We start from the raw sequence: 16,008 nt of genomic DNA on the forward strand, positions 1-16,008 counted from the left end.
GACAACCGATCCTACCGGCCATCATAGTCGCCGCTCAACCGGCCATCGTAGTTGTCGCCGCGCATCATGGGATTTCCGCTTCAGCCTGGACTGCTCGCGCACGATTGGCCGATGCATGTGGCGCGGTGACGCGCTAGGAGGGGCGCTCACGCGTCCCGCGCCCGGCCCGATCAACGCATTCCGGCCAAGGTTGCCCAACGGAAAATGCCAAACGCAAAATGAGAATCTGGTTCAATCAATCGTTCTCGATGCGCAATGTCGTGCGTCGCATCGTCGCCGAGCGGCCGCAGGTTCAGCTTTTCCTGAGCGCCGTCGATGCGCAGGCTCCGGTTCGGGATGTCGCTCCGGTTTTCTGGCTTGAGCCCGCGCGTGGCGCCGTCGACTACACGAACTGGCTTCTGGAAACGGCCGTGACGCACGGGATCGATATCCTGGTGCCCCAGCGCGGCAAGCTCGGCGTGGCAAGGGGGCTGGATCGTTTCGCGGCCGCCGGCATCCGGGTGCATCTGGCGGCCGATGCCGATACGCTGGAACTGCTCGACGACAAGGCCGCTTTCGCCAACTCCCTGGCGGGTGATCCCTATCTTTGCCCGACGCGGGTGGTGACGACGGCGGCCGCGTTCGAGGACGCGGTGAGCGCCATGGCCGGGCTTGGCGGCGCGGCCTGCGTCAAGCCTCGCAGGGGCGTGTACGGGGCCGGGTACTGGACGCTGGACGCGGACAGGCCGCTGGCGCACCTTGCCGATCCCGACGCCCGCCGGATCGCGCCCGAAGTCTACGCGGCCTCGCTGCGCCGGGCCGAGGAACTGGGCGAGCCGTTCTCCCTCCTGGTCATGGAATATCTGCCCGGCCAGGAAGCATCGGTAGACATCGTCGCCGATCGCGGCGCGGTGATGCTGGCGGCGGCGCGGATCAAGCTGGACGCCAACCGGCAGCGGATCCTGACCCGCCATGCGCTGATCGCCCATGCGACGGGCCTGGTGCGCCGGCACGGCCTGCACGGCGCGATCAACGTCCAGTACAAGCAGGACCGGCGTGGCGAGTGGCGGATCCTTGAGATCAACGCGCGCGCGGCCGGCGGGGCGTCCTATTGCGACGAGGTCGGCATTCCGTTCTGCACGACCTGGATCGACGCGGTGATGGGCAAGGCGAGGCCCTTCACCGCGGACATCGATGCCGAGATCATTGCCGTCACGCGCGCCGAGCGCAGGGTCGAACCGGCCATTCAGAAGGAATTGGCCACCGCCAGCCAGGCATAGGGCGCCGGCGCGCGGGACAGTGACGGCGATCCGCCGGACATTGCCGAGCGGTGCGGAAAGCCAGCCGGTCGTGGCCATCGCCGCGCTTGCGAACGCATATTTCGGAACGAGAGATCCCCCGCGGCTCGATCCTGTCAAAAAACTGCCTTGGTTAAACCGCTAAGAGAGCGGCTGCGAAGATCGGCCAGGTCGGCATCCGCACAGAGAAAGCACATTTGCTGGCAATCGCGTGGCCCTTGCTTTGCCTTGGGTTCCACGCGTGGCCGCGGGTTTCAGCGGGAGTATTGCGTGGTTAGTCTGCAAAAGGGCGAATCGGTTCGCCTGGAAAAATCCGGCGGTGGCACGCTGACCCGCGTGGCGATGGGGCTGGGCTGGGATGTGCGCCAGGCCAAGGGCTTCTTCGCCAGGCTTACTGGCGGTGGCGGCGGCGAGATCGATCTCGACGCGTCGTGCCTGCTGTTCGATGCGCAGCGCAATCTGCTCGATCAGGTGTGGTTTCGCCAGCTGGTGAGTGGCGATGGCAGCATTGTCCACAGCGGCGACAATCGCACCGGCGCGGGCGACGGGGATGACGAGGTCATCAATGTCGATCTCATGCGCCTTCCCGCCAATGTCCAGACGCTGCTGTTCACGGTGAACAGCTTCTTGGGCGACAGCTTCGATCGGATCGAGAACGCCTATTGCCGGCTGGTCGATTCGACCAACGGGAAGGAACTGGCGCGTTTTGACCTCACCGGCGCGGGTTCGCACACCGGCCAGGTCATGGCCAAGGTGATGCGCAGCGGCGACGGCTGGGAAATGAAGGCGCTGGGCGAACGCACCAGCGGCCGCACGTTCCAGGACATGATGCCGATCATCCTCGGCGCGCTTTGACCCCGCCCCGGATCGAGGCCCGGCGATGACCGATCTGCAGCAAGGCGCGAACGCGGCGGTTCCGGGCGAGGCGCTGGCGATCGCGTTCGCCTGGACCCCGGCGGCCGGGCCCGCCATCGATGCCGATGCCTCGGCCTATCTGCTCACGGCCTCGGGCCGGGTCCGCGGCGATGCGGACATGGTGTTCTACAATCAGCCGCAAGGCGCGGAAGGCGGCGTGCGCTTCGTTTCGGGCATCGGGCAAGGCGCGTTCGAAGTGGACCTGGCGCGCCTGCCCGCCGCGATCGAGCGCGTGGTGTTCTGCGTCACCATCCACGAGGCGCAGGCCAGGGGACAGACCCTGGCGCTGCTCGAAGGCGCGGCGATCACCGTCGCGCCGGCGGGCGGGGCGCCGGCTCTGGTATTCCGCCCGCACCTCGTCGGCGCGAGCGAGGCGGCGATGACGTTCGGCGAACTGTACCGGCGCAACGGACAGTGGAAATTCCGCGCGGTGGGGCAAGGCTTCAACGGCGGCCTTGCGCCGCTGGCGCGATCCTTCGGCATCGACGTGGCCGAGGATGCACCGGCCGCGCCGCCACCTCCGCCGTCCACGCCGGTAAGGCTCGGCAAGGTGACGCTGGAAAAGCCGGGCCAGACGGTCAGCCTGGAAAAGCGCGGCGCGAGCTTTGGCGAGATCACGGTCAATCTCAACTGGTCGCGCGGGCGCAAGGGCCTCTTCGGCGGCGGCTCGGCGATCGACCTCGATCTGGGCTGCCTGTTCGAGCTGGCGGACGGGCGCAAGGGCGTGGTTCAGGCGCTGGGCAACGTCTTCGGCGCCTTTGCGCAGCCGCCCTATATCGCCCTGTCGGGTGATGATCGCACCGGCGACGTCTCGCAAGGCGAGACGCTGCGGATCAATGGCGCGTACTGGAACGAGATCCGGCGCATCGCGATCTTCGCCAACATCTATGACGGTGTTCCCAATTGGCAGCAGACCGATGGCGTGGTGCTCGTCACCATGCCCGATCAGCCGCCGGTTGAGGTGCGCATGACCGAAGGCCGCAACGACCGGCGCCTGTGCGGCATCGTGCTGATCGAGAACGATGCCGGGCGCCTGAAGGCGACGCGCATCGTGAACTACGTGCGTGACCAGAAGATGCTGGACGAGAGCCTCGGGTGGGGCCTGCGCTGGGTCGCCGGGCGCAAGGACTGAACCCAGAGCGGCGAACGGGGATCAACGTGTTCAAATATTACAAGGGCTCCTTCATCTTCACGGCGATCTGCCTGGCGATCGCCGCCTGGCTGGGCTGGGGGATGACCGGCGCCCTCATGGGGACACTGGGCATCCTCTGGATCGTGGCCGTGCTCGGCGTGCTGGAAGTCTCGCTTTCGTTTGACAACGCGGTGGTCAACGCCACCGTGCTGCGCGACATGGACGCGGTCTGGCGCCGGCGCTTCCTGACCTGGGGCATCGTGATCGCGGTGTTCGGGATGCGCATCATCTTCCCGCTGGCGATCGTCGCGGTCGCCGCGCGGATGGGGCCGATCGATGCGATCATCCTGGCCGCGAGCGACCCCGTCCGCTACGAGCAGATCATCACCGATGCCCATGTCGGCATCTCCGGCTTCGGCGGCGCCTTCCTGGCGATGGTCGGGCTCACGTTCTTTCTCGACGAGGACAAGGACGTGCACTGGATCGGGGTGATCGAGCGGCCGTTTTCCGATCTTTCGCGCATTTCCGGCCTGGCGATCGGCATCGTCCTGCTGGTCCTTTACGGCATGTCCCGTCTGATCGGGCCGGAGGAGGCGATGACCTTCATCGCATCGGGCATTTTCGGCCTGTTGACCTATATCGCGGTCCAGTCGGTCGGCGCCCTGCTCGAACAGGAAGAACATGTCGCGGATGCGGCGGGCACGGTGGCCAGGTCCGGCCTCGCGGGCTTCCTCTACCTCGAAGTGCTCGACGCGTCGTTCTCGTTCGATGGGGTGATCGGCGCCTTCGCGCTGTCGAACAACCTGTTCATCATCGCGCTGGGCCTTGGCATCGGCGCGATGTTCGTTCGTTCGATGACGGTCATGCTGGTCGATAAGGGCACGCTGGCGGAGTACCGCTTTCTTGAGCATGGCGCGTTCTATGCCATTGTCGCGCTTGCCGCGATCATGCTGCTGTCGGTGCGGTTCGCCATCCCGGAGACCGTCACGGGCCTGATCGGCGCGGCGCTGATCGGCCTCGCCTTCTACGATTCGCTGCGGAGCAACCGCAGGGACGCCACGCCGGTCACGGCGACTGGCGAGCATCTCGACCATACCTGAGCAGGAGCGCGCATCATGTCAGTAAGTCTGGCCAAGGGCGGCAATGTCAGCCTTTCCAAGGAAGAACCCAATCTCACCCGGATCCTGATCGGCCTGGGCTGGGATACCCGCGCGACCGACGGGGCGGACTTCGATCTTGACGCGAGCGCCTTCCTGCTCGGCGCGGGCGACAAGGTGCGCGCCGACGGCGATTTCATCTTCTACAACAACCTGCGCTCGCCCGATGGCTCGGTGGAGCATACCGGCGACAACCGCACGGGCGAAGGCGACGGCGACGACGAAGCGCTGACGGTGGAACTGACCCGCGTTCCCGCCGAAGTGCAGAAGATCGCCATCGCGGTCACCATTCACGATGGCGAAGCGCGCCGCCAGAGCTTCGGCATGGTGTCGAACGCCTTCATCCGCATCGTCAACGATGCGACCGGGCGCGAGATCTCGCGCTACGACCTGGCCGAGGACGCGTCGACCGAGACCGCGATGATCTTCGGCGAAGTCTATCGCTACAACGGCGAGTGGAAGTTCCGCGCCGTCGGGCAGGGCTACAAGGGCGGTTTGGCGCCGCTCGCCCGCAATTTCGGAGTCAGCATCGGCTAGGGCCGCAAGGCTTTCAACCAGGCCGGCCAGGGCCGGCGGCAGGAGAGATCAAGATGGCAGTTTCACTTTCCAAGGGCGGCAACGTCAGCCTCAGCAAGGAAGCACCGGGCCTCAAGGCGGTTCGCGTCGGGCTGGGCTGGGACACGCGCGTGACCGACGGCAGCGCGTTCGACCTCGACGCCAGCGTGTTCCTGCTCGGCGAGGCGGGCAAAGTGCGCTCGGACGCCGATTTCGTGTTCTACAACAACAAGAACGGCGGCAACGGCTCGGTCGTCCACCAGGGCGACAACCTGACCGGCGAAGGCAGCGGCGATGACGAGGTCGTGGCGGTCTCGCTCGATCAGGTGCCGGCCGAAGTGCAGAAGCTGAGCTTCGCGGTCACGATCCATGACGCGGATAACCGCCGGCAGAACTTCGGCATGATCTCGAACGCGTTCATTCGCGTGGTCAACGCGGATGGCGGTGCCGAGATCGCCCGCTATGACCTGTCGGAAGATGCCTCCACCGAGACGGCGATGATCTTCGGCGATCTCTATCGCCACGGCGGCGAGTGGAAGTTCAAGGCGATCGGCCAGGGCTTCGCTGGCGGACTGGGTCCGCTGGCTTCGTCGTTCGGCGTCAACGTCTGACGCAAATCGCGCCCGCTCGTGCGTAATCTGATCGCGGGGGAACGGGCTCCTGTCTCCGGCGAGTGCACTTTCGCGCTCGCGGGCAGCGATCCCGATTGCCCCGCGCTGGCGTTGATCGCGTTGGAGGCTGATCGACAGGCATCGCCCGCGTTCCCGCCGATCGATGGCGTGACGCGCGAGATGCGCCCGGCGGCGCGGTTCGAGGAAGCGCACCGGCTGTGGTTCGATCCCGGCCGCGTGCCCGCGCAAGTGGAGCGGCTGCTGCTGGTCGCGTTCGATCGCGGCAATCGGCCGATCGCCTCACCGCTGACGCTCGAGGGCGGCGATCTGCGCTTCGCGGTGGATCTGCGCGGCCGCGATGACGCGGCGGTCATCCTGATCGAATGCTACCGGCACCAGGGCGCCTGGCGCCTGGCCGCCAACGGGCAGGGCTTCGCGATGGGGCTGAGCGCCATCGCCGGGGCGCACGGGATCGACCATGAATGGGTGCAGCGGCTGATCCCGCGCCTGCGGCCGCCCGAACGCGAAAGCGGCGACGGGCATGACCGGGCCGGTGGCAGCGGCACGTCTAGCGGCAGCGGCGTTGCCATCGGGCACCATCATATCCTCACCAATGCCCACGTCGTGGACGGTGCCCGCGCGGTCACGGTCCACGCGGGCGGTCGCCCGATCGACGCGGCGATCGTCTTCGCCGATCCGCGCAATGACCTTGCGCTGCTGCGCGTGGAGGTCCAGTTGCCGGAGACGGCGCGGTTCCGCGCGCAAGTCGGGCTGCATCTGGGCGAGGACATCGTCGCGCTCGGCTTTCCGCTGCAAGGGCTGTTGGGAACCGGGCCGCAGGCAAGCGCGGGCAACATCGCGGCCCTGTGCGGCATCGGCAACGACAGCACCGTCTTCCAGTTCACCGCGCCCATCGCCAGCGGCAACAGCGGCGGTCCGATCCTGGACATGGCCGGGCATCTGGTCGGGCTGGTGAGCTCTTCGCTCAATTTGGACCGCATCCGCCAGTCCGGCGGCAGCGCGGAAAATATCAACTTCGGCATCAAGGGGGCCATCATCCTCAGTTTTCTGGATTCTTTCGGTATGGAGCTGCCCGTGGCCGGGCCCGATCCCAGGATCGTCGGCCGCGCGGCCGTGGTCCGGCAGGCGCGCGAGACGATCGCCCGGATCACCTGCGAATGCTGACCTTCCCGACGCTTTCCCGATCCATCGCGCTTCCGACCGGGCGCCTCGACATCACAGTGGAAGAGGCCGCCTGGCCGCTAGACGACTTGTGCGACTTTGCCGCGCGGGAAAACCCCAGGCGCGGCTTCCTCGTCGTCTCGCGCGTGCTCGGGCGGCATCTGCCCGTCGCCCCGCGGGTCATGCGCCGCAGCGTTCGCGATCTTGCCGCGCGCATCCCGGCGGACCTGCCGGGGCCGGTCATGGTGGTGGGGCTGGCCGAGACCGCCGTATGCCTGGGCCAGACCGTCCACGAGGAACTGCGCCTGGCAAGCGGGCGCGACGACATCCATTTCATCCACTCGACGCGCCAGCGGCTGGACCACCCGCTGCTCTGCCGCTTCGAGGAGCCGCACAGCCACGCCTCCGCGCATCTCATCTATCGTCCCGCGCTTCCCCGGCCGCGCTCGCTGGTGATCGTCGACGACGAGATCTCTACCGGCACGACCCTGTGCAATCTGGCGCGGGCGCTGGTGGAGGCATGGCCGGAGGTCGAGGCGATCGTGGTGGCGACGCTCACCGACTGGTCGGCTGGGCGCGGCTGGCAGGCGCGGATGCCGCGCCCGGCCCGCGTCGCGTCCCTGCTCACCGGCCGGCTGGCATGGACGCAGGGGCAGGCGCCCGTCGCCGATGCGGCATTCGACATGGCCGCGGCATCGCTGGGCCGGATGGACGCCCATCGCAATTTCGGCCGGCTGGGGCTGGATGCGCCGGTCGCCGATCCGCCGTCCGCGCCGCTGCCGCCGGTCGCGGGGCCGCTGCGCATCGTCGGCACCGGCGAGTTCACCTACCTGCCTTTCCGCCTGGCCGAACGGATGGCGCGCGAGGGTCACGACGTGGTGGTGCAGGCCACGAGCCGCAGCCCGGCCCGCGTGGCGGCGGCGATGAAGACCCGGCTGTGCTTTGCCGACAACTATGGAACCAGCGTGCCGAACTACCTCTACAACGCCGACCCGGCGGACCGGCGGACGACCTGGATCGGGCATGAGACCGGCGCGGCCACGATCGATCCCGCGCTGATCGCCGCGCTTGACGCCCGGCTTATCGGGTGGGACGCCTGATGCGCGCCATCGCCCTGGTCGATCTGGACGACACCCTGTTCCAGACCTTGCGCAAGTGCCCGCCCGACGTGCCGCATCAGCGGTTGACGGCATTGGGCTTCGCGAAGGACGGCTCTCCGCTGAGCTATGCGACGCCGCGCCAGATGCGCTTCATCCAGTGGCTGGCCGAGACGACGCATCTGGTGCCCGTGACCGCGCGCAGCCTCGATGCCTTGCGGCGGGCACGCATCCCCTTTCGCGCGGCGGTCTGCGCCCATGGCGGCGTCGTGCTGGACGAAGCGGGAGAGGTCGATGCCCGGTGGGAAGGCATGATCGCCGCGCGCGCCGCGTCTCACGCCGGCGAGCTTGCCGGGCTTGCCGAGGCCATCACGGTGGTGGCGCAAACGCGCGGCGTCGCGATCAACGCGCGCGTGCTGTTGGAGGGCGACATGCCACTCTACACTCTGGCCAAGCACGCGGATGCGGACGACGCGACCCTGTTCGCCGTCGTCGATGCCGCGGTGCCGGCGCTACCGCCGGGCTGGACCGACCATCGCAACGGCAACAACGTGGCCCTGATGCCGCCTTACCTGGGCAAGCGGCACGCCGTCGCGCACATTCTTCCCGGCTTGCGCGCGCGGTTTCCCGATGCGCCGGTGATCGGCATCGGCGACAGCCTGACCGACGCGCCGTTCATGGGCCTTTGCGATTTCGCGATGATGCCCACCCGCTCGCAGCTTGCCGGGGGCCTGTTCGATGGCGCTTGAGGTCATGACGGGCTTTTCCGGCAGCTACGCACCGGAGGACGTCACCTTCCTGCTGAAGCCGATCGCGATGGCCGCGACCGACGTGGCCGCCAAGGAAGCGGCGATCCAGTCTGGCCGCCGGCACTATTCGGAGATGATCGCGCCCGAGACCATTCCCGACCAGGATTATCTCGCGCTGTACCACGCCGCGCTGGCGCGCAACGGCGCCCGCCTGGCCCAGGACGTGGCCAGCCTTGCCGCGCGGATCGCCGGGCAGCGGCCCGGCGGCGAGATCGTGCTGGTCTCGCTGGCGCGGGCGGGCACGCCGATCGGCGTGCTGCTGGCGCGCACGCTGCGGGCCTGGGGGCATCGGGCAAGCCACTATTCGATCAGCATCATCCGTGATCGCGGCCTCGATCGGGTGGCGCTGGCGCATATCGCCGCGCGCCACGATCCGCGCGATGCGGTGTTCGTTGACGGATGGACCGGCAAGGGCGCCATCGCGGGCGAGCTGCGCGCCTCGCTGGCGGCGCGTTCGCACGGCTTCGCGGCGGAGCTGGCGGTGATCGCCGATCCGGCCGGACAGGCCGACTTCGCCGCGACGGACGACGATTACCTGATCGCATCGGGGCTGCTCAACGGCATAGTTTCGGGGCTGGTCAGCCGTTCGGTGCTGAACGACGAGGTCGTCGGCTCGGGCGATTTTCACGCCTGCGTCACCTATCCCCACTATGCCCACGCCGATCTGTCGCGGGCGTTCGTCGATGCCATCGCCCCGCTCGCGGCCGCTGCCGCGCCGCGGCCGGTCGCCGACCATACCGGCAGGAGGGCCGCGCTGATGGCGGGGTGCGAGGATATGGTGCAGGCGCTGCTTGCCCGCGCCGGCACGCGCGATCGCAACCGCATCAAGCCCGGCATCGCCGAAGCCACGCGCGCGCTGCTGCGCCGTATGCCCGAGCGGCTGCTGGTCCGCGATCCGCAGGACGCGGACGTCGCGCATCTGCTTCATCTCGCCGTCGCCCACCGCATCCCGGTCGAGCCGCTGGGCGAAAGCTCGCACTATCGGGCCGTGGCGATCATTCGTGGCCTGGGGAACGAGGCATGAGCGTGACCGGATCGATCTCTCCCATCGCGCTGGGCGCGACGCTTTATGTGCCGTGCATGAGGGGCGATCTCTTCGTTGCGGTGATCGGGGCACGGCGCCCGCCGGGCCTGCGTTCGGCGGTCCTGTGCCTTGAGGATTCGGTGCGCGAATGCGATCTGCCCACTGCGCTGGCGCATCTCGCGACATTCCTTCGCGCGCTGGCCACGCGGGAGCCGGCGTCGACCGACCCGCTGCTGTTCGTCCGCCCGCGCTCGGCCGCGATGCTGGAGCATATCCTGTGCATGCCGGGGATCGAGCGGATCGACGGCTTCGTCGTGCCCAAGGCCCATGCGGATTCGATGCCCGCCTATCTGGCCCTGCCGCTCCATGACCGGCACCGGCTGATGCCGACGCTGGAAACCCGCGAGACCTGTGACCCCCAGGAGATGCGCCGCTTCCGCGATCAGCTTCTGGCGGTGCAGGACCGCATCCTGGCGCTGCGGATCGGCGGCAATGACTTGTTGCAGGCGATGGGGCTGCGCCGCGCGGCCCATCGGACCGCCTACGAAGGGCCACTGGGCGGAGTGATGGCCCAGCTTATCGCCGGCTTCGCGCCCTGGGGCTTCGCGCTGAGCGCGCCCGTGCTGGAGCGCTTTGCGGATACGGCGCTGCTGCGCGAGGAGGTTATGCGCGATATCGAGCATGGCCTGCTGACCAAGACCGCCATCCACCCCACCCAGATTCCCGTGATCCAGACCGCGCTCGCGGCGCCGGCGAACGAGGTGGAGGAAGCGCGCCTGATGCTGGCCGAAGGCGGTCCGGCCGTGTTCGGGCGCGAAGGCGTGATGTGCGAGCCCGCCACGCATCGCGGCTGGGCCGAACGCCTGCTGGAACGGGCGGCATTTTTCGGGATCGCCGATCCCGTTGCGTTGAGGGCATGATCGGGAGGACGCTGTGAGCGCATATCGCACCAAGATCGACGAGCAGGGCAGCGCCAGCGTGCGCTTCGAGCTTTATCAGTTCGCGCGCAAGAGCCACGCGCTGGGCGGGCCGGTCCACGTTCCCGGCCCGGCTCAGAACGGCACGGCCGCTGTCGTCCATCTCCACCCGCCGCATGGCGCGACTGCCCGGCAGGTGCGCATCGTGCTGGCCGGCGGGGCGGCCCTGCTTGAGCCTGGCGCGCTGCAATATGCCCACGGGCGGCTGCAGGTGGACGTCCAGAAGAACGCCGGGGCCGGCGGTTTCCTCAAGCGCACGATCACCTCGGCCGGTTCGGGCGAAAGCGCCTTTGCCACGCGCTATTCGGGGCAGGGCGAAGTCTGGACCGAGGCGACGGCCAAGCACTTCATCCTCGCTTCGATGGACGGGCCCGGCGATGCGCTGATCCTGGACGACGGCGCCTTCTATGCCTGCGATGCCAATATCGAGCTTTCGACGCACGTTCATCGTTCGGTCCAGGGCATCCTGTCGGGCAATGGCCTGATGCAGCCCAAGCTGACCGGGCGGGGCGCCTTCGTGGTCGAGGCGCCCGTGCCGGTGGATGAGATCGAGGTGGTCGAGCTTGATGGCCAGGACGAGCTTATCGTCGATGGCGACCTGATGCTGATGTTCTCGGCCGGGTTGCAGGTCGAATTGCGTCCGCTGGTGCGCGGGCTGCGCAATGCGATGCGCAGCGGCGAGGGGCTGGTCTATGTATTTCGCGGGCACGGCACCGTCTGGCTGACGCCGACCGTTCGTCTGGGATGATCCTCAGGCTAGCGGATCGTCGTTGCCATAGCGGTGATCGATGAAGCGCAGGTTGTCCGCGAAGCTGTCGAGATCCTCCTGCGCCAGCGAGCGTGACAGCCCCTCCAGACGGGCAATCATCTTCTCGAGCCCCTGGTTGAGATTGTAGCTGGCCGAGCGGCCGGTCTGGCGGAAGATCTCGGCGCGGTGCGCGGCGGGAATCTCGGCATAGCTGGCGATCAGCCGGGGCAAGTGGCTTTCGCGCATCTGGCGGACTTCGGTCAGCGCCGAGACCATCAGCGTGTCGCCTTGCGTGCGTGCCTCGATATCGGCGATCAGCGCCAGCATCCGCGCGACGAGCGGGCGCGAAGCCTCGGGCAGCCGGGGGTCCTCGGCATCGATCGCGGGAAGCGGCTTTTCCTTCTCACGCAAGGCCGGCGCGGGCGCGGCCTTGCCGCCAAGCCACTCCGCCAATCTATCGAGAAAACCGACCACGCAGGCCATCCTATGCGACCTGCGCAACCAACGCTAGAGGCTGAATACAGCGGGGCTGGATCGAAGCCGGCCGGCACTCCACCCGGGCGGATCAAGATGCTAGCGCGCGCGGGTGGAGGCTTGCGCGGCGGCGATGGCGCGGCGCACCTGCTCCACGGCATCGGCAAGCGCGCGCTCGACATCTTGGCGGGAAGCTGGAGCCGAGCGCGCCGCTTCCACGCTGCGTTCCAGCGCATCTGCCTGCCGCAGCAGGTCACGATTGTCCTCGATCGCCCGGCGGGTCGCCAGGGCGGTGCGCAGCGCCGCCATGGTGGTTTCGCGCGCGCGCTCCAGCGCCAGCGCCAGCGCGCGCTGGCCCTCGGCAACCCATTGCAGCGCCATCACGCCTTGCCGGGTCACGGCCATCTGCGTCAGTACGTCCTGCTCGCGCGCGAGCAGGCGGGGGGCGGCCGTTTCGCGCAGGAACCGGGCCCGGTCGGGCCGGTCCACCGAAATTTCGCGCGCCGCCGCCTCCACTGCCGCCCCGCAGGCGCGGATCAGCGCTAGGGCGTCCTCCAGGCCCCCTTCGGCGGCCTGCAGCCGGGACGTGTCGGTGGAGATGCCGATAAGCTGGCGGGCGAGATTGTCCCGCTCGTGCTCCAGGCTGGTGGCCAGGGTGTCCAGATCGGACGGAGTGGGCCTGTTCGCGCGCGCGCCCAGCGAAAACGGGAAGCGTCGGCGCGGAGCGGGTGCATAGGCATCGGCCAGCGCCTGCAAATCCCGCAGCACGTTATCCGACGACGATGTGGCCGCGTCCCGCCCCAGCCGATCGCCTGCCCGCGCCGCGTCCCGGATGGCCTCGCGACCGAGGCGATCGATTGCCGAGACGGTATCATCCTCGCTGCCTGCCAGCCATTGCCTGAGGAGTTGCAAAGAGACGGCGTCGGCATCACGCGTTCGCTTGGGCGGCACCGTCACAAATGTCTCCGCCTCGTATGAGCATGACAAGCACGCCTAGTAGCGAAGTCCGCGACATCCCCTCAAGCCCCATCTCGACCGAGGTGACGGGGGACGATCACGTCAGTACCACCGGGCTTCGCTGGCGCGAAGGCATCGACGCCGGCCTTGTTCCTGGGGGATTGTCGCGCGTGAAAATATGGCGGAGAGGGTGGGATTCGAACCCACGTTACGGTTGCCCGTAAACCGCATTTCGAGTGCGGCGCATTCGACCTCTCTGCCACCTCTCCGCGAAGCGTGCGACGGCGGGAGGCCCGCCTGGTCAAACGAAGGGCGGCGGTTAGCGGAGAAGTTGGCGCTTGCCAAGCCCTTCCGGGGTGAATTCGGGGGATCGCGCGTGGCGCTTGCTTGTTTCGCATCCGCACAAAACCTATATGCTGGGTCTATGAACCGTGCGTCCTTCTTTTCTCCGCAGGCCGGGCGCGTGATCGACGCTCCCCGCCAGACCAGGGCGCGCTTCGCCATCGGCGATGTCGTCCGTCACAAGAACCAGGATTTCCGGGGAGTCGTCTTCGATATCGACCCGGTCTTCGCCAATTCCGACGAGTGGTACGAATCGATTCCGGTGGAGATCCGCCCGCGGCGCGATCAGCCTTATTACCACCTCCTGGCCGAGAACGACGATTCGAGCTATGTCGCCTACGTCAGCCAGCAGAACCTGACCGAGGACGGCGAGAGCGGGCCGGTCGACCATCCCTCGCTGTCCCAGATGTTCGAGGCTTATGCCGGCGGGCGGTATCGCTTGCGCCAGGGCCTGACTCACTAGAGCGTGATCCCTGCCGTCGATCGGCGCTAGGCGGCGCGGTAGCTGATCGCGGTGCTGGCGGCGCCGTCGCGCGCGGCGTGGCCCAGGATCGCGGTGATCCCCGCCGCGCCGATGGGCCGGCCCAGCAGATAGCCTTGCACTTCGTGGCAGCCCAGGCTGGTGAGGAATTCCAGTTCGCGCTCCGTCTCCACGCCCTCGGCGGTGATCTGCAGGCCATTGGCCTTGGCCAGCGCGACGACCGCCTCGACCAGCGCCATGCCTTGCCCGGCGTCGATCGCGTTGACGAAGGACTGGTCGATCTTGATCCGGTCCACCGCGATATCGCGGATGTGGCTGAGCGAGGAATAGCCGGTGCCGAAATCGTCGAGCGCCACGGTGACGCCGATCCCGCGCAGCCGGGCGAGTGCATCGGCCACGTCGGCGAAATCGCCCATCAGCACGGTTTCGGTGATCTCCAGTTCGAGCCGGCCCGGCGCGATGCCGGTTTCCGCCATCAGCGCGACGATCGAATCGGCGAAGGCGCGGCTGCGCATCTGGACCGGCGAGACGTTCACCGCGATGCGCAGGCCCGGCCAGTCGGCCGCGTCGTGCATCGCCTTGCGCAGTACCCAGGCGCCCAGCACTTCGATCAGGCCCGATTCCTCGGCCGAGCCGATGAATTCGTCCGGGCTGATGATGCCGTTCACCGGATGGTCCCAGCGCAGCAGCGCCTCCACGCCGGTGACCGCGCCCGTGATGGTCGAGAAGACCGGCTGGTAAAGCACCTTGAGCTGGTTGTCGCAGTCCGTGATCGCCAGGCGCAGCTCGCGATGCGTGGTTTCGCGAATGCGCACCACTTCGTCCATCCACGGTTCGAAGAAGACATAGCGGCTGCGGCCGTGCATCTTGGCCTTGTAAAGGGCGATGTCGGCCTTGCGGGCCAGATCGGTCTGCCCCAGGCCGTCGGTCGGCGCCATGGCGACGCCGATGCTGGCGCCGATGAACGATTGCGCGCCGGCCAGATCGAACGGGCAGGCCAGTTCGGCGACGACGCGCGCGCAGATCCGTTCGACCGCTTCGCGGTCCTCGGGCGCGACGATCAAGATGCCGAATTCATCGCCGCCCAGCCGCGCGACCATGTCGTATCCGCGCACTTCGGTGGTCAGGCGCCGGGCGACTTCGCGGATCAGCAAGTCGCCCGCGGGATGGCCCAGGCTGTCGTTCACCTGCTTGAAGCGGTCGAGATCGATGTAAAGCAGCGCGACCAGCGTGCGATCGCGCCGGCAGCGCGCCAGCGCATCGTCGAGCCGGCTTTCGAACAGGGCGCGGTTGGGCAGCCCGGTCAGCCCGTCGTGCAGCGCCAGATGCTGGGCCTGGACGCGGCTTTCCTCAAGGTCGAGCGTCTTGCGGGCCAGGCGCCGGGCCAGGACATAGATCACCGCGACCGACAGCAGCAGGCCGATCAGCAGCACCGGGCCGACATCGCCGGTCACTTGCCAGCCCGGCGCGAACGGCCGCCAGAGGACATAGCCGATCCCGTGCCCGTCTTGCCCCACCAGCGGCAACGATGCCTCGCCCCAGTGCGATGCGCGCTGGCGCGAATAGCGCGCGTCGGCCAGCCCGTATCGCCGGCTGATCGCACCGATCACCGCTTCATCGAGATAGATGACGCTGACATGCACCGCCGCCTCTCGCGGGCCGGGCGCCTTGCCGGCCGTTTCCGGGATGATCGGCTTGGCGCTGACGATGGCCGGGCGCCCGCGGATCATGGCAAGGTCGGCCACGCCGGGGCTCAGCGGCGTCAGGTCGTCCTTCGCCTGGCCGGTCGGCAGCATGGGCCCCATCCGCCGCAGCCGCGCGACGAAGGGACGGATCGTGGCGGCGACGGCGGCGAAGGCGTCGGGCGCGACGCGCCGGCCATCGCGCATGGCATAGATCGGCTCGTCACGCGGGTTCAGCAGGTAGATCTCGTCGATGGCGGCGAAGCCGTGGAACCAGGTGCCCAGCTTGTGATCGAGCCAGTCGAGATCCAACGGCCGCTGCGCCACTTTGGCGACCGATTCGTCCGAGATCGTGGCGGCTTCCTGGATATGGGCGGTCCGCCGTTCGACCTTGTCGAGCACCAGCGCCACGATCGCCGCGTCATGCTGGCGCGAGATGCGATCGACGGCGTGCGCGGACCATAGCAGCAGCCCGACGATAGCGCAGACGATCAGCAGCGAAACCGCCGCGATCAGCGTCACGAACTTTCCTGCCGGGGAGTTCTGGCTTGGCGATGGCACGGCCGTTCTCACACCGCGGCTATCGGG

General features: G+C 68.0%; 16 protein-coding genes and 1 tRNA gene. 13 read left to right on the top strand and 4 right to left on the bottom strand.

Translation table 11 applies throughout. The annotated features are described in order from the left end of the window. Positions 1–218 precede the first annotated feature (218 nt). The 12 genes from PYV00_RS11445 (at position 219) to PYV00_RS11500 (ending at position 11,484) form a co-directional block, all read left to right on the top strand. The gene (locus tag PYV00_RS11445) at positions 219–1,259 is read left to right on the top strand and encodes an ATP-grasp domain-containing protein (protein ID WP_275228398.1); all 1,041 of its coding nucleotides are present in this window, start codon (positions 219–221) and stop codon (positions 1,257–1,259) included. A 288-nt stretch (positions 1,260–1,547) separates the two neighbouring features. After that, positions 1,548–2,132, top strand: coding sequence for a TerD family protein (locus PYV00_RS11450; RefSeq protein ID WP_275228399.1), 585 nt, complete (start codon positions 1,548–1,550; stop codon positions 2,130–2,132). Positions 2,133–2,157: 25 nt separating this feature from the next. Continuing rightward, a complete protein-coding gene (locus tag PYV00_RS11455; protein ID WP_275228400.1) occupies positions 2,158–3,324 on the top strand; it encodes a TerD family protein in 1,167 nt (388 codons plus the stop codon). A gap of 26 nt (positions 3,325–3,350) precedes the next feature. Continuing rightward, positions 3,351–4,424, top strand: a complete 1,074-nt coding sequence (locus PYV00_RS11460; RefSeq protein ID WP_275228401.1) for a DUF475 domain-containing protein — start codon at positions 3,351–3,353, stop codon at positions 4,422–4,424. A gap of 15 nt (positions 4,425–4,439) precedes the next feature. Then, positions 4,440–5,018 (top strand): TerD family protein, encoded by a 579-nt coding sequence (locus PYV00_RS11465; RefSeq protein ID WP_275228402.1) that lies wholly within the window; start codon positions 4,440–4,442, stop codon positions 5,016–5,018. A gap of 53 nt (positions 5,019–5,071) precedes the next feature. Further along, entirely contained in the window at positions 5,072–5,647 is a 576-nt protein-coding gene (locus tag PYV00_RS11470) for a TerD family protein (RefSeq protein WP_275228403.1), read from the top strand. A gap of 18 nt (positions 5,648–5,665) precedes the next feature. Then, a complete protein-coding gene (locus tag PYV00_RS11475) occupies positions 5,666–6,832 on the top strand; it encodes a trypsin-like peptidase domain-containing protein (protein ID WP_275228404.1) in 1,167 nt (388 codons plus the stop codon). After that, positions 6,826–7,929 (top strand): phosphoribosyltransferase domain-containing protein, encoded by a 1,104-nt coding sequence (locus tag PYV00_RS11480; protein WP_275228405.1) that lies wholly within the window; start codon positions 6,826–6,828, stop codon positions 7,927–7,929. Before PYV00_RS11475 ends, PYV00_RS11480 begins: the two co-directional genes overlap by 7 nt. Continuing rightward, complete coding sequence (locus tag PYV00_RS11485) at positions 7,929–8,675, top strand: hypothetical protein (RefSeq protein WP_275228406.1); 747 nt, start codon at positions 7,929–7,931, stop codon at positions 8,673–8,675. The genes PYV00_RS11480 and PYV00_RS11485 overlap by 1 nt, the downstream gene beginning before the upstream one ends. Continuing rightward, positions 8,665–9,759 carry a cysteine protease StiP domain-containing protein gene (locus tag PYV00_RS11490; protein ID WP_275228407.1) on the top strand — a complete coding sequence of 365 codons (1,095 nt, stop codon included), beginning with the start codon at positions 8,665–8,667 and terminating at the stop codon, positions 9,757–9,759. The genes PYV00_RS11485 and PYV00_RS11490 overlap by 11 nt, the downstream gene beginning before the upstream one ends. Next, positions 9,756–10,679 (top strand): HpcH/HpaI aldolase/citrate lyase family protein, encoded by a 924-nt coding sequence (locus tag PYV00_RS11495; RefSeq protein WP_275228408.1) that lies wholly within the window; start codon positions 9,756–9,758, stop codon positions 10,677–10,679. The genes PYV00_RS11490 and PYV00_RS11495 overlap by 4 nt, the downstream gene beginning before the upstream one ends. Before the next feature lie 13 nt (positions 10,680–10,692). Then, positions 10,693–11,484, top strand: coding sequence for an AIM24 family protein (locus PYV00_RS11500; RefSeq protein ID WP_275228409.1), 792 nt, complete (start codon positions 10,693–10,695; stop codon positions 11,482–11,484). A 3-nt stretch (positions 11,485–11,487) separates the two neighbouring features. Here the strand turns inward: PYV00_RS11500 and PYV00_RS11505 are convergent, their stop codons facing one another. From PYV00_RS11505 to PYV00_RS11515, 3 genes are all read right to left on the bottom strand, one after another. After that, on the bottom strand, positions 11,488–11,958 hold the full coding sequence (locus PYV00_RS11505) for a hypothetical protein (RefSeq protein ID WP_275228410.1): 471 nt from the start codon (positions 11,956–11,958) through the stop codon (positions 11,488–11,490). A 99-nt stretch (positions 11,959–12,057) separates the two neighbouring features. Next, on the bottom strand, positions 12,058–12,915 hold the full coding sequence (locus tag PYV00_RS11510) for a toxic anion resistance protein (protein ID WP_275228411.1): 858 nt from the start codon (positions 12,913–12,915) through the stop codon (positions 12,058–12,060). Positions 12,916–13,094: 179 nt separating this feature from the next. Next, positions 13,095–13,184 (bottom strand) — tRNA-Ser (locus tag PYV00_RS11515). A 155-nt stretch (positions 13,185–13,339) separates the two neighbouring features. Between PYV00_RS11515 and hspQ the strand changes: the two genes are divergently transcribed. Further along, positions 13,340–13,720, top strand: coding sequence for a heat shock protein HspQ (gene hspQ / locus PYV00_RS11520; protein ID WP_275228412.1), 381 nt, complete (start codon positions 13,340–13,342; stop codon positions 13,718–13,720). Positions 13,721–13,746: 26 nt separating this feature from the next. On the opposite strand, the gene PYV00_RS11525 is transcribed toward hspQ, so the two are convergent. After that, the gene (locus PYV00_RS11525) at positions 13,747–15,942 is read right to left on the bottom strand and encodes a putative bifunctional diguanylate cyclase/phosphodiesterase (protein ID WP_275228413.1); all 2,196 of its coding nucleotides are present in this window, start codon (positions 15,940–15,942) and stop codon (positions 13,747–13,749) included. Positions 15,943–16,008: the final 66 nt, after the last annotated feature.

Source organism: Novosphingobium album (ex Liu et al. 2023), assembly GCF_029076845.1.
In the GTDB taxonomy this organism is placed as follows: Bacteria; Pseudomonadota; Alphaproteobacteria; order Sphingomonadales; family Sphingomonadaceae; genus Novosphingobium.